22 protein-coding genes and 2 pseudogenes are annotated in these 19,528 nt (G+C 56.4%); 12 read left to right on the top strand and 12 right to left on the bottom strand.

The genetic code is table 11. The annotated features are described in order from the left end of the window. Positions 1–508 precede the first annotated feature (508 nt). Positions 509–814 (bottom strand): PadR family transcriptional regulator, encoded by a 306-nt coding sequence (locus HZ99_RS21525; protein ID WP_017335982.1) that lies wholly within the window; start codon positions 812–814, stop codon positions 509–511. 10 nt (positions 815–824) lie between these two features. After that, positions 825–2,030: a chromate efflux transporter gene (gene chrA / locus HZ99_RS21520; protein ID WP_017735062.1), complete on the bottom strand. Its 1,206-nt coding sequence runs from the start codon at positions 2,028–2,030 to the stop codon at positions 825–827. A 248-nt stretch (positions 2,031–2,278) separates the two neighbouring features. On the opposite strand from chrA, the gene HZ99_RS21515 reads away from it, so the two are divergent. After that, positions 2,279–3,256 carry an IS5 family transposase gene (locus HZ99_RS21515; RefSeq protein ID WP_033902000.1) on the top strand — a complete coding sequence of 326 codons (978 nt, stop codon included), beginning with the start codon at positions 2,279–2,281 and terminating at the stop codon, positions 3,254–3,256. A 342-nt stretch (positions 3,257–3,598) separates the two neighbouring features. Here the strand turns inward: HZ99_RS21515 and HZ99_RS21510 are convergent, their stop codons facing one another. From HZ99_RS21510 to HZ99_RS21500, 3 genes are all read right to left on the bottom strand, one after another. Then, positions 3,599–4,789 (bottom strand): DUF1173 family protein, encoded by a 1,191-nt coding sequence (locus HZ99_RS21510; RefSeq protein ID WP_047229590.1) that lies wholly within the window; start codon positions 4,787–4,789, stop codon positions 3,599–3,601. Between the two features lie 22 nt (positions 4,790–4,811). Next, the gene (locus HZ99_RS21505) at positions 4,812–5,582 is read right to left on the bottom strand and encodes a hypothetical protein (RefSeq protein WP_038445905.1); all 771 of its coding nucleotides are present in this window, start codon (positions 5,580–5,582) and stop codon (positions 4,812–4,814) included. A gap of 129 nt (positions 5,583–5,711) precedes the next feature. Then, entirely contained in the window at positions 5,712–5,900 is a 189-nt protein-coding gene (locus tag HZ99_RS21500; RefSeq protein WP_130898273.1) for a hypothetical protein, read from the bottom strand. A gap of 268 nt (positions 5,901–6,168) precedes the next feature. On the opposite strand from HZ99_RS21500, the gene HZ99_RS21495 reads away from it, so the two are divergent. The 6 genes from HZ99_RS21495 (at position 6,169) to HZ99_RS21470 (ending at position 11,560) form a co-directional block, all read left to right on the top strand. Further along, positions 6,169–7,929, top strand: a complete 1,761-nt coding sequence (locus tag HZ99_RS21495; protein ID WP_038448153.1) for a PRTRC system ParB family protein — start codon at positions 6,169–6,171, stop codon at positions 7,927–7,929. Between the two features lie 14 nt (positions 7,930–7,943). After that, entirely contained in the window at positions 7,944–8,402 is a 459-nt protein-coding gene (locus HZ99_RS21490; RefSeq protein WP_038445900.1) for a hypothetical protein, read from the top strand. Between the two features lie 11 nt (positions 8,403–8,413). Then, positions 8,414–8,626 (top strand): PRTRC system protein C, encoded by a 213-nt coding sequence (locus tag HZ99_RS21485; RefSeq protein ID WP_038445898.1) that lies wholly within the window; start codon positions 8,414–8,416, stop codon positions 8,624–8,626. A gap of 195 nt (positions 8,627–8,821) precedes the next feature. Next, positions 8,822–10,096, top strand: a complete 1,275-nt coding sequence (locus HZ99_RS21480; protein WP_169899105.1) for a hypothetical protein — start codon at positions 8,822–8,824, stop codon at positions 10,094–10,096. After that, a complete protein-coding gene (locus HZ99_RS21475) occupies positions 10,086–10,787 on the top strand; it encodes a PRTRC system protein B (protein WP_038445894.1) in 702 nt (233 codons plus the stop codon). The genes HZ99_RS21480 and HZ99_RS21475 overlap by 11 nt, the downstream gene beginning before the upstream one ends. Continuing rightward, positions 10,787–11,560 carry a PRTRC system ThiF family protein gene (locus HZ99_RS21470; protein ID WP_038445892.1) on the top strand — a complete coding sequence of 258 codons (774 nt, stop codon included), beginning with the start codon at positions 10,787–10,789 and terminating at the stop codon, positions 11,558–11,560. Before HZ99_RS21475 ends, HZ99_RS21470 begins: the two co-directional genes overlap by 1 nt. A 1-nt stretch (position 11,561) precedes the next feature. Here HZ99_RS21470 and HZ99_RS21465 read toward each other — a convergent pair whose 3' ends face one another. Then, positions 11,562–11,861 (bottom strand): helix-turn-helix domain-containing protein, encoded by a 300-nt coding sequence (locus HZ99_RS21465; RefSeq protein ID WP_038445891.1) that lies wholly within the window; start codon positions 11,859–11,861, stop codon positions 11,562–11,564. 130 nt (positions 11,862–11,991) lie between these two features. Here HZ99_RS21465 and HZ99_RS21460 point away from each other — a divergent pair, with 130 nt between their 5' ends. Further along, a complete protein-coding gene (locus HZ99_RS21460) occupies positions 11,992–12,414 on the top strand; it encodes a hypothetical protein (protein ID WP_038445889.1) in 423 nt (140 codons plus the stop codon). Here the strand turns inward: HZ99_RS21460 and HZ99_RS21455 are convergent. The 6 genes and pseudogenes from HZ99_RS21455 to cadR form a co-directional block, all read right to left on the bottom strand. Next, a pseudogene (locus HZ99_RS21455) lies at positions 12,391–13,926 on the bottom strand (Tn3 family transposase); the annotation flags it as partial. The gene HZ99_RS21460 and the pseudogene HZ99_RS21455 overlap by 24 nt on opposite strands. Positions 13,927–14,205: 279 nt before the next feature. Beyond that, positions 14,206–15,072 carry a sterol desaturase family protein gene (locus tag HZ99_RS21450; RefSeq protein WP_024015049.1) on the bottom strand — a complete coding sequence of 289 codons (867 nt, stop codon included), beginning with the start codon at positions 15,070–15,072 and terminating at the stop codon, positions 14,206–14,208. A gap of 68 nt (positions 15,073–15,140) precedes the next feature. Beyond that, positions 15,141–15,887, bottom strand: a complete 747-nt coding sequence (locus HZ99_RS21445; RefSeq protein WP_024015048.1) for a helix-turn-helix transcriptional regulator — start codon at positions 15,885–15,887, stop codon at positions 15,141–15,143. Beyond that, positions 15,887–16,396, bottom strand: coding sequence for a signal peptidase II (gene lspA, locus HZ99_RS21440; RefSeq protein ID WP_003452327.1), 510 nt, complete (start codon positions 16,394–16,396; stop codon positions 15,887–15,889). The genes HZ99_RS21445 and lspA overlap by 1 nt, the downstream gene beginning before the upstream one ends. Further along, positions 16,393–16,740, bottom strand: coding sequence for a DUF3703 domain-containing protein (locus HZ99_RS21435; RefSeq protein WP_024015047.1), 348 nt, complete (start codon positions 16,738–16,740; stop codon positions 16,393–16,395). Before HZ99_RS21435 ends, lspA begins: the two co-directional genes overlap by 4 nt. A gap of 130 nt (positions 16,741–16,870) precedes the next feature. Beyond that, on the bottom strand, positions 16,871–17,278 hold the full coding sequence (gene cadR, locus HZ99_RS21430; RefSeq protein ID WP_024015046.1) for a Cd(II)/Pb(II)-responsive transcriptional regulator: 408 nt from the start codon (positions 17,276–17,278) through the stop codon (positions 16,871–16,873). A 100-nt stretch (positions 17,279–17,378) separates the two neighbouring features. Between cadR and HZ99_RS21425 the strand changes: the two genes are divergently transcribed. The 4 genes and pseudogenes from HZ99_RS21425 to HZ99_RS21405 all read left to right on the top strand — a co-directional run. Further along, on the top strand, positions 17,379–18,272 hold the full coding sequence (locus HZ99_RS21425; RefSeq protein ID WP_033902376.1) for a cation transporter: 894 nt from the start codon (positions 17,379–17,381) through the stop codon (positions 18,270–18,272). Between the two features lie 170 nt (positions 18,273–18,442). After that, positions 18,443–18,706, top strand: coding sequence for a type II toxin-antitoxin system RelB/DinJ family antitoxin (locus HZ99_RS21420; RefSeq protein WP_020303033.1), 264 nt, complete (start codon positions 18,443–18,445; stop codon positions 18,704–18,706). Then, entirely contained in the window at positions 18,693–18,974 is a 282-nt protein-coding gene (locus HZ99_RS21415; RefSeq protein WP_011282522.1) for a type II toxin-antitoxin system YafQ family toxin, read from the top strand. Before HZ99_RS21420 ends, HZ99_RS21415 begins: the two co-directional genes overlap by 14 nt. Before the next feature lie 165 nt (positions 18,975–19,139). Next, positions 19,140–19,441 (top strand): annotated as a pseudogene (locus HZ99_RS21405) (hypothetical protein); the annotation flags it as partial. Between the last annotated feature and the right edge of the window lie 87 nt (positions 19,442–19,528).

Genomic DNA, 19,528 nt, shown 5'->3' with positions numbered 1-19,528 from the left:
GGATTATTTGGCTGTGTGCCTTGGGTGTAAAAACCGGGCATACAGCAGTACGCGACCGCGAGCGAAACTAGCGGAAGCGAGATGTTGCGAGGGGGCGTAGCGCTAAGGCGGCGTAGGCTGCCAGTAGATCGTTTGGAGTACAGTCATGCTGGTGTTCCTGTAGCTCAAGAGGTATGGCTGAGCGATAAAGTATACAGTGAAGATATCGTCAAATGCGACCTGCTGCCTCGTTTGGGTCAGTTCTTCCAGCCGTGCTGATCTCCCTAGGGCAAGTCTTTCTAGATTAAACCGCGACGAACTCCGCTGTCAGGCAGTGTACACATGGTGGAGAGATCAATTCAGATCCTCCTGGGGTCGATAGAGAAATCGGAAAAAATCGTACGCTAAGCATTCGGCCTGTCAGGTTGAGGCCATAGAGATTGACGCCTTGGCGTCAGAAAATGCAGAAAGCGGCCCTAGTCTGACGCGGTGCCAGTGAACCGCCTGACGCCGAGTTGAAGCCGTAAACTCAGCAACCTTCGATCAACTCGCCGAACAGTTCCTTAACCTTTGCACGTGCCTCGACCAGCGCAACTTGGCCTTGCTCAGTGATCTCATAGACACGCCGTTCACGTCGCCCGGTGCGTTCGTGGCGTGAGGTCAAATAGCCCTTCTTTTCCAGCCCGTGCAGCATTGGGTATACCGTCCCGGCGCTCAGCTCGTAGCCGTGTCGTTGCAGTTCTTCGATGATTCCCAGTCCGAAGACGGGCTTCTCGGCTGCATGGTGAAGTATGTGCAGGCGGATCAACCCGCCGTACAGGTCTTTATCTGTCATTTTTCGTGCCTCACAGCGCGATACTCAACAGCCAACCCGCTGCACCGCTGCCGACGACAACTAGCCACGGCGGGAGCTTCCAGAACATCAGTGCGACAAGGGCGACCAGGGCCAAGACAAAGTCTTGCGGCTGAAATATGGCGCTAGTCCATACAGGGTGATAGAACGCGGCCAGCAGCAGGCCAACCACCGCCGCATTGACCCCAGCCAGCGCGGCTTGCATGCCTGTATTGCGACGCAGGCGCTCCCAAAATGGCATGGCTCCCACAACCAGCAGAAAAGAGGGTGCGAAGATAGCCAGTAGGCACACAATACCGCCGACCCAGCCAGAGGGAGCGGTGCTCATCGAAGCACCAAGGAACGCGGCGAATGTGAACAATGGGCCGGGCACCGCTTGAGCCGCCCCGTACCCCGCGAGGAAGGATTCATTACTGACCCAGCCGGAGGACACCACTTCGGCTTGCAGCAGCGGCAACACAACGTGGCCACCACCGAACACTAGTGACCCCACACGATAGAAGGCGTCCACTACCACCATCGTTGGACTTGGCAGCAATTTTGCCAAGATCGGTAGGCCAATCAGCAGGGCAAAAAATAACGATAGCCAAAGTGCGCCGGCCCGGTGACTGACCGTGATAGGTAGTGGGTCGTGCTCAACAGTATGTGCTGGCTTGAACAATAGTCGGCCTATGATGCCTGCGGCAGCAATCACACCAACCTGCCCCCACGCGGACGGTACGAGCAGGACAGCACAGGCGGCAATCGCCATTATTGTGACTCTCAGCCCATCCGTACACAGGTTGCGCGCCATGCCCCATACCGCTTGGGCGACTACGGCAACGGCCACCACTTTTAGGCCATGCAACGCGCCCGGCGAAACGGAATCCCCATAGTTGGAAATGCCCAGCGCGAACAGGATTAAAGCTACGGCCGAAGGCAGCGTAAAGCCTGTCCAAGCAGCCAGCGCCCCGCTATATCCAGCCCGTGATAGCCCCAACGCTATGCCGACCTGGCTGCTTGCTGGGCCTGGAAGAAATTGGCACAGCGCCACTAAATCAGCATAGCTGCGTTCAGACAACCAGCGCCGTCGTGTGACGAACTCGTCACGGAAATAGCCTAAGTGCACGATGGGGCCGCCGAAGGAGGTCAATCCAAGTCGTAGAAAAATAAGAAAAACCGACCATGGGCTGCGGTCATCGGTGGAGGTATTAGTCATGCGTTGGCCTACCTGATTTTCCACAGATTAATCCATAATAATCGAACTTCGATAACGAAATTCGATTTTATAGCTGCCCAAAACGACTGGAGTACCGTGCAATTCGTACTGGGTGTCGCAATGCAAGTAATCGATGTTGTGCTAGCCGCTGGTTTTGTCTGCTAGCACAGTTCATTAGGGAAACTCTGAAAAAGACTTCCAAATCTGGTGAGATACGGCTGTCCCACGAACTGAACGGTTGAGCCCCGATGAAGCAAATGTCTTTCGCTGATGCCGAGTACGCAGGCAAACGTAAGCAGACCCGCCGTGAGCGTTTCCTGATTGAGATGGATCAGGTCGTGCCCTGGAAAGGCCTGATTGCGTTGATCGAGCCGCATTATCCGAAGGGTGAAGGCGGTCGTCCGGCGTATCCGTTGATGGCCATGCTGCGGGTTCATCTGATGCAAAACTGGTTCGGCTACAGCGATCCGGCGATGGAAGAGTCCCTCTACGAAACCACGATTCTGCGCCAGTTTGCCGGGCTGCATTTGGATCGGATTCCGGATGAAACCACGATCCTCAACTTCCGCCGGCTGTTGGAAAAACATGAGCTGGCCGGTGGGATTTTGCAGGTCATCAACGGCTATTTGGGCGACCGAGGTTTGCTGCTGCGTCAGGGAACTGTGGTCGATGCGACGATCATTCATGCGCCCAGTTCGACCAAGAACAAGGACGGTAAACGCGACCCCGAAATGCACCAGACAAAGAAAGGAAATCAGTACTATTTCGGGATGAAATCGCACATCGGTGTCGATGTTGAATCCGGTCTGGTACATAGCGTGGTGGGCACGGCGGCGAATGTGGCGGACGTGACTCAGGTCGATCAGTTGCTGCATGGCGAGGAAACTTACGTCTCTGGCGATGCCGGTTACACCGGCGTGGAGAAGCGTGCGGAGCATCAACATCGCCAGATGATCTGGTCGATCGCAGCGCGCCCCAGCAGCTATAAGAAGCATGCAAAAAAGAGCCTGATCGGTCGCATGCGCCGCAAAATCGAATACGCGAAAGCTCAAGTCCGGGCCAAGGTTGAGCATCCATTCAGGGTGATCAAGCGCCAGTTTGGTTATACGAAAGTCCGCTTCCGAGGCTTGGTGAAAAACACCGCGCAGCAGACCACACTGTTTGCCTTATCGAACCTGTGGATGATGCGAAAACGACTGTTGAATGCAGGCGAGGTGCGCCTGTGATGTGGACAATGAGCCCTGAAAAGGTGCTATTCCGCAAAAAACAGTGAACTGACAGGAGGAAAGGTCTGATTTTCGATTAAGTCGGTGTTTTTTGAACCTCAGACAGCGAGGCCGTTAAAAACGGCTGCTTACTTCAGACCTTCCTTAGCAAAACACGCTTGGCCTTAGCGTACGATTTTTTCCGTTTTCTCTATTGCCCCCCTCCTGGTCACTCCGAATGCAAATAACTGGTCAAGAATGCAGCCGGCTGGTCAATAACGGCGCCAATGGGTGGTCAAGTTGCGCAATGGTTTTATCGAGTCGGATGCCTGGGAAGAGGGCTCTGAACGGAGCTAGTCGGGCTTACGTTGGTTTTTGGTTCCATTGCTCCCCAAACCCCTTGTACCAAGCTGTTTTAATGGCCTTCCGTTCTAGGTAGACAGGAGTGCTCATGCCGAACACTTCCAGGGGAAGATCTTTGCCCGTATCCAAAAGCCAGAAGTCAGGAAAAACCTCACTTTCATCAGCGTCATAACGCAATGGTTTATCAAAGCTGCGGCCGGATGCGTGGAGTTTGCTCTCTATCACGGCTTCGTAATCTGAATCGACGGGAATCCAGCGTTCAGTTACCTGCATCAGCGCCACCTCAACGACATCAACTCGCGAAAATGACTCTCCTTTAGGCGGCGTGACTTGAGCCACAGCGATAACGCGACTTCCACGTTTCCATGCGGAAAGCTCTCTCTCGAATCGGCGGGCGGCAGTTGCCCAGACTGCCGGCGGCAAATTCAGCATGGGCATGCCGAACGGCCCGGCCAGCGGTAATCTGCTGATGTCTCCAGAATGGCGTTCAGTGTTATATCGAGCCAGCGGCGATATTGCGAGGAGCCGGAGATCCCGGGTCATCGCCGAATTGGCGACCGCCAGGTTGCGAGCTGCCCCCTTACTGTCCTTTTGCGCACCCAACAAAAGCACTCCACTCAACTTCATACGGCTTGCTGCTACACGTTCTGCAGCCTGAAGAAGCGCGTAGTTCACAATGCCACTGTTGCGTTTGCCCTCCATTGCTGGATACCAAGTAGATAGTCGTGACTCGGACCAAAGCAGATGAAGAAGTCCGAGCAATGTCATGGCTGGTTTGCTCTTCCCTGGTGCTCTATTCAGCGTCGTGCTTTCTCTTTCCTCGGATTTAGGATCCTGAACACGTATGCCCCGGGCCAGGCGTACCCGAATACTGCCATCGTCACCCTCCTCCACCACGCCAGCCGCATACCCTTGCATACCGGAGCGCTCCGGTGCTGGCGCATAGAAGCGACAATCGTTCGAGTGTTCGTGACCTGTTCCGCCGAAACGCGCCAGATGAAAACCGTCGCTCCCCTCACGTCGCTTGATCGAGAGTTTTCGGGCACCGCTGCTTGGGCACTGGCAAGTTGCATGGTTGCCGTAGGCCTTCTCCAGGACGGATTTCCAGGGTACTGCGTACTGCAGTTCTGTTTGGAATTCCGGTGAATAACGTGTCCCAGAGATGAGAATCGGATATCGACGGTTGAGCATGATTTTTTTCTCCTGATAAGGGTCAGGCTATAGCGCGCGGCCGGCTAGCGTAAGTCGCGTCAGCACGATTCGCTAGAATCTGAATATGGAGGTCCACAAGAAATTCGTGTCCACGATCTGGAGTCATGAGTGCAACTCCAAACAGTTCGTTTGCTGCAATGCTTCCGCCGGTCCCGTGAAAGCTTTCTTTTCCCTCTATCATGGAAAATATCCCCTCGAGATAACCTGTCTCAACCGCGTCAGCAGATAAATTCGGATTTGTGAGTCCGAAAACTTTGCCCGTTGGCCACTCCAGGTCCCCAAGTGGGGGAAGGTTCTCCAGTGCCCAGTAGCCGGTGCGTTTGACGGCTCGTGCGAGCTCGTAGTGCTTCTGGTCACTCTGATACCAGCCCCCAACCGAATGGAGCTTTTGCCGTGCCTGATCCAGACGATCAAGCTGTACGGCGCGAATAGAGCGCTCGTATTCAGGAAGGTTGTCAAAGCCATCGATCCAAATCGGGACAATGCGTAGCGCCTCCCAACGCAGTAAACAGCGCATAAGTGATGAGCGACTGCCATTCATGAAGACTTCGCCTGGCTGCACCAATTGGTTGTCGCTGTTGTACAGGCCAACTAGGCAGTTTTGGTGGAGCCAAATATTTCGCTGAATGAAGTCGTAGATTGCTTCAGCATTGTGCAGGAGCGGGTCACTACCGACAGGGCCACTAAGTGTCTGGTGCGAGAGGGTGACCATGTGCCGGTCAATAAAGTACGGCCTCATTTTACCGAGGGCGCAGAGACTACGGATTTTCATTAAGTCGAAGCCTCCTAATTCATTCACACAGGAGGCTATCGCCAGGGAGGGACCAAAAGATTCGTTTTCAGGACGCTGGAGCGACAGATTTACTTGCGTCGTCCCGATCCACCCACAACAAACTCCTCATCAGATCGGCATTATCCCAAGGGAAAAGAGCATCCCAACCAAGGAGCCAGTCAGAACTGAAAACGAGAAGGTGAGGTCGCGGAGCATTCGATGTTTCTTGCTCATCCGTCGCGTCAGCACCGCTCCACAACATGCACCGACCAGCAGCCAGCCGAGAAAAATAGCCACTTTTATCTTGAGGTCGGACATTGCAATGACTGCATATGATTCCGAGGAATCAGCGAGTGCATATGAAACTGGCATAGCGATGAGTGCCAGAACGAGAGCGGATTTTTTCATTCAATTTGAGCAGACGTCTGCTCCCCCTACTTGTGAAGCAAGAAATATATCTACTCCCCCCGAAGTTGGTTCCTGCTTTCAGCCACTATTTGCGCCCGAATTTAACGACACCCTTAGCGCTTGGGATTTTCCGTGAATGAGGGAAGCTGAACTCATTGCAAACACGGAGTTTAGCCAAGTGAATCAGCAACTAGCCCAAATCCTCCCCCTCGGCCGCATCCGCAGGAACCCGCAAATTGACCCGCGCAAAGGCCGGAAGAAGTCCGCTTATGAGCAACTGGTGCGTTCTATCAGTGCCAAGGGCATTATCCAGCCGATTCTGGTGAGGCCAGTAAGCGATGACCCGAACTTCGACCATGAGGTGGTCGCAGGCAACCGGCGCTGGACGGCGGCCCACGATGCGGGCTTGATCGAGGTTCCCGCCCTGATCCGTGCTATGAGCGATCAGGAAGCGCGGTTGATCGCCGCACTGGAGAACCAGGTGCGGGCGGACCTGACACCAATAGAAGAAGCCCAGCATGCCGTAATCTTGCTGGAGGACATGGCCAACGACCACTTGGCGGTGATGAAGGCGCTGGATTGGTCTAGAACCAAGCTCGACAGCCGTCTGCTGCTGGCCCATGCCTGTGATGAAGTTGCCGATGCCTTGCTGGAGGAGCAGATCAAGATTGGGCATGCCGAATTGCTATGCCGTCTCCCCGCTTCCGATCAAGCGGGCATTCTGTTGAAGATCATCGAGAAGAACTATTCAGTCGAGCAGACCAGAGCACGCCTGTTAGAGCTGACGCGGGATGTTTCGACTGCGCGTTTTGATACCACGGAATGCCGGAGTTGCATCCACAACTCGGGCGCGAATGCTGATTTGTTCGAAGCAAGCCTTGGGGCGTCTCGCTGCCAGAACTCCGTCTGCTGGAACCGGAAGACCGAGCAGCTAATTTCTGTTCGGTTGATTGAGGCGCAAGAGGAGCACGCGGTAGTTCACAGCGAGCTAAATCTCGCCAAGGACTCATACGTCAAGCTCGTAGCACGGGGTGATGATGGTGTAGGAGAACAACAGGCAGCGGCATGCGCTACCTGTGCAAGCTTCGGCGCAGTGGTCACGGTGTCGAGGGGGCGCGAAGGCGATGTGATCGGTGGCATGTGCTTCAACAAGCCTTGCCACAAGGAGAAAACCGCCGTGTACAAAGCCGCACTAGCCTCCTTATCGAACACAGCACCATCCACATCTGCCGGGACCGCTGCCGGGGGAACACCGGCCAAGCCGAAAGCCGCAAGCGCTAAGCCCACCCAGGTGAAGAAGTCAATACGCCGTGTCGCCTTCGACCTCTACGCTCGTATGAGCAAGCAAGCTGTCCTCAATGATCGCTCGCTAGCGCTGGCAGTTGCCATCGTCAGCATGTACTTCGAAATGCGCAGCGACCTCAAGAGTGAGGTGCGCGCACCGATGGAGAAGGCGATGGGCGTCACAAGCTCCCTGATGCCAACGGCCCGCGCCGATGCCGAGATTCGGCTTGCGCAACTTGGAGAGGAGAAACTCCTCACTTTCATGGGAAGCATGGCTGCCGCCTCGCTATTCCGCACAGATAACGCAGACGCATTTGAGAAGTCTGTTTCGGGTGCTCAGTCGCTCAAGTTCATGGAGTACGCCCAAGTCGATCCGGCCAAAGGTTTCGCCATGAACGAGACCTATCTCAAGGCTCAGGTGAAGGCGGGCATCATCGAAGATTGCAAGCGCTCAGGCTTTGCCACCGCCTACAACGAGGTGAAGGGCGAAAAGGCTTTTGAGGGGCTGACCACCGGCAAGGCAAGCGTTCTGATCGACGCAGTGTTGGCCTTCAAAGAGTTCAACTGGTTGGGTTATTTGCCGCCTGCGTTAGAACTATCGGTACAGGGCGGGAAGAAACCCGCTCCCCAGCAGTCCGAATCGACCCAAGCCTGACAGGGAGCATCATCATGCAATCCACGTTTTTATCCGTTATGGCCGCTGCATTGGCGGGCACTCAACACCGCGTCAATGTCGCCATCGAAAACGCGTCCGCCGACACGTTGAAGGTGATGATTACCGCTGACCTCGGCCCCACTCCTGAAAAGGCATCGGAACCCGAAGTGCAGCTTCGGGCCGCCATGTGCCGCCCGCTGATCTTGGTAGGAAGCGCTTTAGAAATCGAGGAGGCGCTGATGAAGCGCCTCACCCAGCAAGTCCAGGCCCTGAATGAGGGTATGAGCCTGCTGGAGCAAATCCGCTCGATTGGTGCGACCGTACAGTCGAAAGCTACCGTGCCAGCTCCAGTGGAGGCAGAACCGGCTGACCTTGACATTGAGCCAACTGGAACCGATGCACAGGTAGGAGGTGGTTCGGGTGCATCGAGCAACTCAGACGAGCCTACCCTGAACCTCGCGGGCTCTTTCTAGGAGTTGGACTCATGGCACTTATTGAAATTTCTCTCGCCCGCGTTTTCCGCTACGGCGGACGCGACCTCGCCGATCCGCAGCCCGACATGGCAGTGACTGACGTGCTGAAACACTATGCCCGTCAGTTCCCAAAGCTTAACGGAGCGAAAATTATCGACCCCATTGTGGAGAATGACAGCTATGTCTACGAGTTCCGAGACGGCGGATTCGGCGCAAAAGGTTGACCCACTCGAAGTCCTTAAGGCGTGGGAGCGTGGCGAAATCGATCGCCACCTCCCATCCGGTATCGAACCCGATTGTTTAGACCACCAGCAGAGACAAAGGCTATGGAAGTTGCTGTCATCCCCCGCCAACCAGGGCACTATCGACTTCCAACTGCCGCGCTGAGCCCCCTTAGCTTGCCGAGTATCGGGTCTGCGATGCGCAACGCGCAGGCCCGACTTTTTAGCGATAACGGCGTGGGGTTGGTTGATCATCGCGGTCATAGCATGCTGTGCCGGGAGGCGCTGCAAGCCGGTCTGGTTGGCGATAGCGCCATTGAGTGGCTTCGGCAGTATCCAAATAGCTACGGCCTCCACCGCCTCACTGGTGAGGTTGTGCGGCACCTTAGTACGTCATTTCGCATCAGCGACAAAGGGCTGTTTCCACAGGGTGACGTCCTGCTGAATCGGCTGAATACCCCATACGTCGATCCAGTTGAGACGGCGTCCTACGCATTAGCTGCGATAGACGCAGGGTTAGTCGGCCTCGATGCTCTTGCCCCTCACATTGAGGCTGGCACTGACGGCGCTGGCAGGATAATGGCGGAGATGGAGCGCTCGTTGATCAGCCGGGTCAAGTTGCCCGTTGCCGTCGAGAAGGCGTTTTCCTTCGGAATTCAGGATGGTCATTTCATTCTGGAGTCGTGTTGCTTCGCTGATTTCACAGTCCAAGCGCCAGCAAGCTTGGAACTCCGAGTGCTTCTTTTCAAGACACTCGACGCGATGACTCGCCACCTACTGCCGTTCCACACGCCAATGACCTTCTTGGGGCAATTTAGCTACTTCAATCATGGGCTTTCAGAGGCTTACGAGGAGCTGGCCCCGCGTTTGGCTACACACACGAGAGAAGATCTTTGCACGTTCTTGTTGGACGAATCGGTCGAGCATGAGGAATACATCGCTGAATATTTCTACTGCAATGGCCAAGATGAGGATGCGGTAAACACCTTGATCGATTCTGTCTACGAGATGGGCGAGTTGAAACAGGTAGCTGGAGCCAGCCTCAGTCAGGGAGATAGGGCAGAAATTTTGGAGCTTCACGAGCAGGCACGGCAAATCAGTGAGCGCGATGACGATCACCGCGCGCTGGTGCAAGTGCTGGGGGAAGCTTTGCATCACTGCCTGGAGCAGGAGGCTAATGAATCACTCAAGGGGTTCCATCCTTCTGATTTCCCAGGCACAGCCGGTGATGGCGTAACCCTTTTCGAGAGCATTCTGGTTCGCCTGACTAGGGATTTCCCGAATCTGGAGCAGAGTAGCAATGACGGATTTGACGGCATCGTCGGCGGCTCTGGCTTCCCAGCCATCGGATTACCGCTGAACCCTGAGCAATTGCGATCCGTCACTCTGCCAGTTCTAGATGCGCTATCTCTGACCTTGGGTCTGTTGCAGCGAATCGCCGACGCTTTAGAGGAATGCTGTAATGCTGAGTGAAAATGTTTCGAGCAAGGCCATGCTGATACACCACCACAGTCAGACTGGCGTGGTTTCCGTCACAAGTCATAGCGTCATCCCGCTGGAAGATGGTAAGGCCGGCTTCACGCTTGGTGCTGGCAGGGCCTTTAGCTCCTATGACAAAACCGAACTGGCTGCTTTGCTGTTGAATGAGGATTCGGGGGCGGAATTTCTGCCAGAGAGATATCTGTTCAGCTCACGCACAGTGTTGACCTGGTACCGCCGACCCGGCCTTCACGATATTCCGTTCCGTGATGAGCGCATCCGCGCCCCCTTGCCAGGGTTGATCTTCATCGCAGCGGCAAATCAATCTTTCCGTTGCTTTGCGTTCAAAGGTAATCAGCGCCCGACACCGGACACAGAACTGTTCTATGCCCCGCTGGGGAATGTGTATGAGGGTGGGACATTCTGCACCGGCAGCGGCAACGTTCCCCGCGATGTTCGACGTGAAAATATTCCGGCATGGGAGAACTTCGTGCTTGAGAGCGAAAACACACACAGCGGCACGATTGAGCCGGTGGCGGGCTGCCGCTCCTTTGAGCGATTGAAGGAGTTCTATCGAGCATTGAACGAGAAAGGATCGAAGCGGTTCCCAGCCTCGAAACTGGTTTCTGCTGGTTCTTACCGTGGCCCGCTGTCGCTTGCGCAGGCTATCAAAGGGGGTGAGTAATGAGCGTTCATCCGATCACAGCTAAACAATTACCAATCTATAAGACGCCAGCGTCGTGGCTTGAACGCGCACCCCGAATTTTGGTTATTGGAGCGGGCGGCAATGGCAGCGAGGTAGTTGATGCGCTGGCCAGCTTCCATCATGCACTTCGTTCTCTAGGACACCCAAAAGGCTTGGATGTCACCGTCATTGACGATGCCATCGTGCGCGAGCCTAACCTCGTGCGTCAGCGTTTCTGGCCGTGCGATTTGGGCCAATACAAGTCAATCAGCTTGGTGAATCGTTACAACCTCATGCTGGGTACTACTTGGGTGGCCCTGCCCTTCCGGTTCCCTAGTCATGAGAGCAAAGAAGTGATCCGCGCTGCCGACGTGATCATTTCCGCCGTTGACCTTCCTTCTGCGCGCCGCGCAATTGCCAGCAGCCCTCTCCTACCCCGAAATTGCATGTGGCTTGACCTGGGCAACGAGGCACGCCATGGGCAGGTTGTGTTCGGAGCCGCGCACGTAGACAAGCGGAGCATCTATCCCAACGTAATGGATGCTTATCCGGAAATCGGAACGCTCGAGGATGACACGAAGAAGTCCTGCTCAGTAGCGGAAGCCATTCGCTCGCAGGACTGCTTGGTCAACCGGGCAGTTACGACTGCCGGAATGAGTATTGTGTGGGAGTTGCTACGAACGGGGGAAACTGACAAGCACTGGATCACCGTGGATCTGGCGTCCGGTTGCCAAAATGCATTTCCGTTCCCTGCTGTTCAGCACTGCGCCTAAATCAACGGCCACCGCCTTCGCATTGATCCAGTTGCTGCTCCATCTGCGATATCAGGTAAGCAGCTTTAACATCGAGCGCTTTGGACAATCTCATGATCAGGGGAAGCGTGGGGAGGCTCTCCCCACGCTCAATTTTTCCCAGGTGCGCCCGCTCCACCCTAGCCAGGAGAGAAAGTTTCTCCTGGGCCAGGCCCGATTTTAGGCGTTCTTCGCGCACAACGTTACCGAAAGCTTTTGCTACCCGAGGGTCAAAGCTCGATTTTCCTGCCGGTCGCCCGCGTGTTGGTGGTCGCTTCTCCATAGACAGAAGCGTTATCGGCAGGAACAATTAAAACCACGTTTAAGAATACCCATTTTACTGGATACGCTATTGCTTCAGTGGTTCGCCGATCTGCTTACTTGCTTACCACCTCGGCAAAAGGAACATGCATATGAACCGAGTTACTAACTCCATCCCCCAGCATTTGCTGGAGCTTTATCATGAATTGAGCGCATCGCGGGCTACCCTTCTTGCATTGATTGAGTCCGAGGGAACCGGCATTCATCGTCGTTCGTTGGTCCAGATTGACCGCATGATTGCGGAGATTTTTTTCCCGGTTGGGTTTGTTGTGTACCAGGAGAGTGAGGATTTGGCCTTGGCCGAGGCTGCACGACCAAATCAGACAGGTCTAGCGTGGTGTGTGATCAGTTGCGAGCGCGACGTTCGGGTGCTGCTGTGTCATGAAACCAAGGAGGAGAATTTGCTTACGATTGAACAGGTCATCACCGGCTATGCGCTGGTACCAAATCATCTACCTGGGGAGCCTACAGAATTCGGAAAAAATCGTACGCTAAGGTTTTCCGACCTGTCGTAGCGGCCTAAATTTCCCGTCTTCTAGCTTGCGGCTCTGCCGCCAAACGTATTCGCCGGTCAGGTTGATGTGCTCCCAGCCCAGCGGCGACAGATATTGATACAGGTCGGTGTTCACCGGTTTTCCGGCGTCTGTCAGCCCTTGAGTGGCACGTTCCAGGTAGACCGTGTTCCACAGCACTATTGCAGCAGTTACCAAGTTGAGGCCGCTGGCTCGGTAGCGCTGCTGCTCGAAGCTCCGATCCCTAATTTCACCGAGACGGTTGAAGAACACCGCTCTGGCCAAGGAGTTGCGCGCCTCGCCTTTGTTCAGCCCTGCATGCACGCGACGGCGCAGCTCGACACTTTGCAGCCAATCCAGAATGAACAGCGTGCGCTCGATCCGGCCCAACTCCCGCAGGGCGACGGCCAGGCCGTTCTGGCGTGGATAGCTGCCCAGCTTACGCAACATCAGCGAGGCGGTGACAGTGCCTTGCCTGATCGATGCTGCCAGACGCAGAATTTCGCCCCAGTGAGCGCGGACGTGCTTGATGTTCAGGGTGCCGCCGATCATTGGCCTCAGTGTCGGGTAGTCCTGGACGCTCTGTGGCACATACAGCTTGGTTTCGCCCAGGTCGCGGATGCGCGGCGCAAAGCGAAAGCCCAGCAGGTGCATCAACGCGAAGACGTGATCGGTAAAACCTGCCGTGTCGGTGTAGTGCTCCTCGATCCGCAGATCCGACTCGTGATACAGCAGACCATCGAGCACGTAGGTCGAATCCCGTACACCGACATTCACCACGCGGGTGCTGAACGGCGCGTACTGGTCGGAGATATGGGTATAGAACAGTCGTCCTGGTTCATTGCCGTACTTCGGGTTGACGTGCCCAGTGCTCTCGCCTCGTCCACCTGCACGGAAGCGCTGGCCATCGGAGGAGGATGTGGTGCCGTCCCCCCAATTGGTGGCAAAGGTGTGATGGAGCTGGCTGTTGACCAGTTCGGCGAGCGCCGCCGAGTAGGTTTCGTCGCGGATGTGCCACGCTTGCAGCCAAGACAGCTTGGCGTAGGTCATACCCGGACTCGAGTCGGCCATCTTGGTCAATCCAATGTTGATGGCATCGCCGAGGATCGCGGACAGTAGCAGTGTCCGATCTTTGGCCTGGGCACCATCCTTCAGGTGGGTAAAGTGACGTGTGAACCCTGTCCACTCATCCACATCCATCAACAGTTCGGTGATCTTGATGCGCGGCAGTAACTGACTGGTCTTGTCAATCAGCGCCTGGGCGGTATCCGGCACCGCCAAATCCAGCGGCGTGATCTTCAGTCCGGACTCGGTGAGGATGGCGTCGGGGAGTTCGTTGTCCTTGGCCAGCTTGGCGACGGTCGCCAGTTGCTCATCCAGCAACTGCAAGCGCTCTTCCAGGTACTGGTCGCTATTTGGGTTGATCGCCAATGGCAGCGCCTGTTTCTGCTTGAGCGCGGCAAACGTCGCGGGCGGTATCAGGTAATTGTAACGGCTTGCAAACGAAAACGTCCCGACCTGCAATCAATACGATTTTCGACCGGAATTAACTGCGACTGACCGGCCCGGCAAACCAGTATTAGCTGCGAATGAACCTGCATTTATCCGCGCTGACCTGCATTCCATGGCTACCAACCAGCATTAATTGCAAATGACGGGGCTTATAGGTAGTGAATCGATTGCCTCGTTAGAGCGCATGTCTGCTTGGCATGCGGGAACATCTAGTCTCTTCCGCCCACGAGCCAGATCATTCCAGGCAAACACATGGGGCCTACAGCTTTGAGGCCCACTACGCTATGTGCGGGCTCGGTCTCGCCCAAAGGGTTCGGTCAACTGACCAAGGTAACCCTTGGGATAGTCCCTCTCACGCAAGCCGACATTGGCGTCGCCCTGCTTTCCTGTACTGTCGTAGAACGTCCCGAATAGCCGATCCCACACCATCAGAAATTCGCCGCAGTTCACCTGGGCATCTTCGAAGTCGCGCTTGTGGTGCCAACGATGAATTTCAGCCACCCCGATGACATGGCGCAGCCAACCCAGCCGGTAATCCAGGTTCGAGTGCTGAAAGCCCAAGTGAACGGTCAGAATGCCGAACCAGGTGGCAACCACTGCCGAAGGCGCGCCGGATGCAAACAGCAGCACCAATCCCGGGCCAGCCATGAGCATCGCATGTAGGGGATGCCGGCGCTCCCCATTCATCCAGTACAAGCGCTCGGCGCTGTGGTGAATCATGTGAAAACGCCACAGCCAGGGTACGTGGTGGCTGATGCGGTGCATGGCATACAGGCTCAGATCGAGCACGACGGCGACCAGCAGCAGCTGAACCCAAAGTGGACTCTCGACTGGGAAGAGACGAACTGTAGCCGGCACTGCATCGCCCAGCCTGGCCAGGATTTCGGCGGTGAACTGGATGACGGAAAGATTCACCAGCATATGCACCAGGTCGGTCAGGGTGTCCTGGTGATCCTCCAGCCAGCCCTCCCGGAAAGGCTGGATACGCTCCAGCCCCGCGACGGCCAATAGACCGACTGCGGCTACCAAGGGTGTGCTGGGCCAGTACGGCACCCCGGCGTACAAGGCCCAGACCATGAAGGCGGCGCTGCCACCAAACACGAGCGGATAGCTCAACCAGCGTAGGGCGAATCGAAGAGAAGTGGACATCGCTCAGCTCCTATGTAGAGAGCCTTCACGGTAGGTGCAGAGGACGACGTTCGACTTGAACGAAAGAGCTATGACTTCTGGAGATCGACCGCAGCCAGGGCGGAGGACGGATCGATGCCCAGCAGCGCCCTGAATGTCCGGGAGAAATGCGCCGAGTCGGAAAAACCTGCCGCATGCGCGGCTTCGGTCAGCCGTCCCCCTTTGGCCAGGTGTTGCAGGGCTTGGGTGAGGCGCAGCCATTTGACATAGCTGCGCAACGGCAGGCCGGTTTGCTCCACGAACCAATGGGAAAAACGCGTGGGTGACAAATGCACCAACGCGGCCATTGCCTCACGCCCCATTTGGCCTTCGCGCAGCGCTGCGGTGACCTTGGTCAAGCGCGGATCAGGGATTGGTGGATCGGCAAGCCGCAACAGCCGACGTACCTGCGCCTGCAACTGGACAGGCGAATGCCCCGACGCCCTCAGTGCCTCGACCATCGCAGCAATATCGGCCGCTACGATCTCCATCAGCCTCACGGCTCCGCTCACCCGCAAGGCACGCGCCTCATCGGACAGCACATCCAGGTAGATCGACAGGACATGCCCAGCACTGAGCCGGTGCTTCAAGCCTGCCGGAATCAAGATGGCAGCCCCAGATTGCCCACCCAACGGCGTTTCAACCGTTATCGCGGCGTCGAGCCCCACTGCAATTTGATGTGCTTGATGATGGTGCCAATCCTGGTGGGCGGCATGGCCGAGAAAGACGCCGATACCGGGGCCGACCCAGGCATGGCCTGACCAGCGAGCCACTTCTGCGGCATCCGAGCTTCGCATTATCTGCCCCGGTCCAGTTCCGCGCTTGGACTCAGCACACTGCTCAGGAGCAACATGGCGGCACCGCCCACGATGCCGATGTCCGCCAAGTTGAATGCAGGCCAATGCCAGGATTGCCAGAAAAAATCCAGATAGTCGATCACATGGCCTCGGAAGCTGCGATCGATCAGATTCCCCACTGCCCCTCCCAGTATGAGGCTATAGCCCAGCGCTTCGAGCTTGGCCCTGGGCTTACGCAAGAGCAACGCGAGCCCAATCGAAACAACCAGTGCGAGGAGAATGAAGAAGTAGCGCTGCCAACCGCCCGCGTCAGCTAGGAAGCTGAACGCTGCGCCGGTATTCCAGAAATGGACCAGATTGAAGACTGGGGTCAGAGGAACCACGGCGCCGACCGAGAGCGAACCCTCAATTACATATTTGATCGCCTGGTCGGCCAGGGCAACGGCTAGCGATAGCGTCCACCAGAGCCCGGGAGTGATACGGTGCGCCATTCCAAGTGGCGATTTCATTGTTTCGCTCCCTGAAACAGTCGCTGCAATCCGGGTGAGACGGGCATCGGCGCGAATGCACTGATCCTCGCGCGTCCGGTATTGCCGAGCGGTACCCAGATCTTCGAGAACAACACGGCAGCGATGATCCGTGGTGCTTGGCCGAACATTTCCCGGTAGTCGCGCAACTGCCAGCCAGCCCTTAGCATCAACCAATGGCTCCGCGCATGCAGGACGGGCATGTGCTGGCTCAAGATGTGGGCGCGCTCGAGCCAGGGGAATGCCTCGGTTGGCGCCTTTTCACGGAGTGCTGTCCTTGCCTGGAAAAAGGCTTCATCGATGGCATTGCGGAGGGCGGTATTCATCTGGAACTCACTTGCGCAGCAGTTGGAAGGCCATGATTCTGGGCCGATCGTGCAAGTGAACACCCTGTAGCCGCTATAGGGTCAAGCTCTACGCTTTGAGCAGAAGCGAATGGCACTTTTCTAGCGCGCCTTATGGAAGCCGTTTGCCTCCCTCCACTAGACCCGAAAGTATTCCGCAGTCCAGGCTTTGTCGTTCGTCATCGCAGCAGCTGCGTAACGTCACCAACTGGTTTTCCAGGGCTTGCAAGGATGCGATCTGGGCCCTGACCTGGGCGATATGGCTATCAAGCAGCGTATTGACCGCCGCGCACGGTTGCTGCGGCTGTGCTTGAACGCTCTGCAAAACACCAATTTCGTCCAACGACATGCCAAAGGACCGGCAACGGCGGATGAACAGCAGTTTCTCCACATGATCCGCTTCGTAGGCTCGGTAGCCATTTGCCTGGCGATTGGGCGATGCAAGCAGGCCCTGGCGCTCATAGAAACGAATGGTCTGAATGTCCGCTCCCGTCAGCTGTGCAAGTTGACCAATGCGCATAGGCTGCTCCTCGATAAACAGCCAGTATATCCAGGCTTGACCCTATACCTGCTATATGGTTTTCAATTGCCAGAATTGAACCTGATAGGAGAGGCGGATCATGAGCTCGTGTGAAAAATCCTGTGGCTGCGGTTCAGTGTCAGCGCCTGCTGAAGCAGCGAGCGCGCCCTCGACCGAAGGAGCCTGGGTCAGCCATTTTTCTGTACCCAAGATGGATTGCCCTTCGGAAGAGCGAATGATTCGGCTCGCGCTGAATAGCTTGCCTGAGCTTCGTTCGTTGTCCTTTGATCTGAGCAGCAGGCAGGTACTCGCTTTCCATGACGGGGCGGTTGACCCAATCACTACCAAGCTGGAGTCCCTGGGTCTAGGGGCAGCGCTACTGGGGACTCAACCAGCTAGTCAGGAAGCAGCCTCGACCAATCGCGCTGATGAGGAATTAGCGGCGTCGAAAGAGGCGAGCACCCTGAAAATTTTGCTCGGCATCAACGCTGCCATGTTTGTTATCGAGATGGGCGCAGGGTTGATCGCTCAGTCGACGGGCCTTATTGCCGACTCGCTGGACATGTTTGCGGATGCTGCCGTCTATGGCTTGGCTCTCTTTGCCGTCGGCCGCAGTGCACAGCTGCAAGTTCGCGCTGCGCACCTGGCGGGTTTCTTTCAGATCCTGTTGGCACTGGGCGTACTCGTGGAGGTGGCTAGACGCTTCCACTATGGCAGCGAACCTGAGTCGATGCTGATGATGGGGATTGGCTTAGTTGCACTCGTCGCAAACGCCAGCTGTCTCTTGATGATCTATGGCCATCGCGAAGGCGGTGCACACATGAAAGCGAGCTGGATTTTTTCGGCCAACGATGTGCTCGCGAACATTGGCGTTATCGTCGCCGGCGCGCTGGTTGCGTGGACGGGCTCTCCCTACCCAGACTTGGTGATTGGTACGGTCGTTGGCCTCATCGTATTGAACGGTGCGCGCCGAATCCTGGCATTGAAAGCCTGACCAACCGATCCTGTATTCCATCGCGATGGGCTCACTTTCTACAAGTGAACATCAATGGTACGGACAGTCCAATAAACCTTCGTTTGATAGACGCCTCTGGCGAGGTGTGCTGGGTGCACTCCTGGAAGGATTGAGCTACAATGTAGCTCATCAATCTGGAGGATCAAACCATGTCCGCAAATGCTGTAGTCCGTGCCCGTATCGACGAGCACATCAAGGAAGAGGCGACCGTCGTGCTGGCAGCGATGGGACTCACCGTGTCTGACGCCTTCCGCATCATGTTGACCCGAGTCGCCCGCGAGAAAGCCTTGCCGTTCGAGCCGCTGATTCCGAACGCCACCACCATCGAGGCGATGAAGGAAGCGCGCCGTGGCGGCTTGAAGTCGTTCGCTTCCGTCGAGGATCTGATGGCGGATCTGAATGCGGACGATTGAACAGACCAGCCGGTTCAAACGCGATTATAAACGCGAAGCCAAAGGCCCGCATCGTCAGACGCTGGCGAGCGATTTCATTGCCGTCGTCACAGCCCTGGCGAATAACCAGCCTCTGGCCGAGAAGCACCGTGACCACGCCCTCACCGGCGACTGGAAAGACCACCGGGACTGTCACATCAAGCCCGACCTGGTGTTGATTTACCGCAAGCCGGATGACGCCGTGCTGCAACTCGTGCGTCTCGGATCGCATAGCGAGCTTGGCCTGTAACGCCGGGGTCTGCCCAGGACAAGGAAAGAAGCTACATGACAATCAGCATCACCGACGACGATTGGAACGAACTGACTCCCGAGAGTTTCGATACCACCGCACTGCTGCGGGCAGTCGATGCCGTGGACGAGCTGCGCGGCGATTGAGTGACAACGCAGACGGCGGGCCTCCGCAACTGCGCACCGACCTGTTGAAGCTGCATCAACTGGCGATGAGGTGATCCAGGTGCGGATTCGAGAGCACGTCATCGCCACCAATGACATGCGTCTGTTCGGTCTGCACCTACTGGGGCAGGCGTCGCTGCGCATGGAGCAAGCGCTGTGGCCAGAAGAATATGAGCGGATGACCCGCGAGGTCGAAGAAGCTCTCCGTGAGGCCGACGACCCCAACGCCAAGTCGTACACCCACGAGAAGTCATGCAGGCGATGCAGGAACGAATCGACCAAGCACGAGACAAGCCATGTTGATCGGCCCTGCCCCAACTCCCTCGAACTCGGATGAGTCGGACCTAGCAACGTGGTGACACCGATCATCTAGGGCCGGAGCAGAGCCTG

This window comes from Pseudomonas fluorescens, assembly GCF_000730425.1.
Taxonomy (GTDB): domain Bacteria; phylum Pseudomonadota; class Gammaproteobacteria; order Pseudomonadales; family Pseudomonadaceae; genus Aquipseudomonas; species Aquipseudomonas fluorescens_X.
This window is presented reverse-complemented; position numbering and strand designations above follow the sequence as displayed.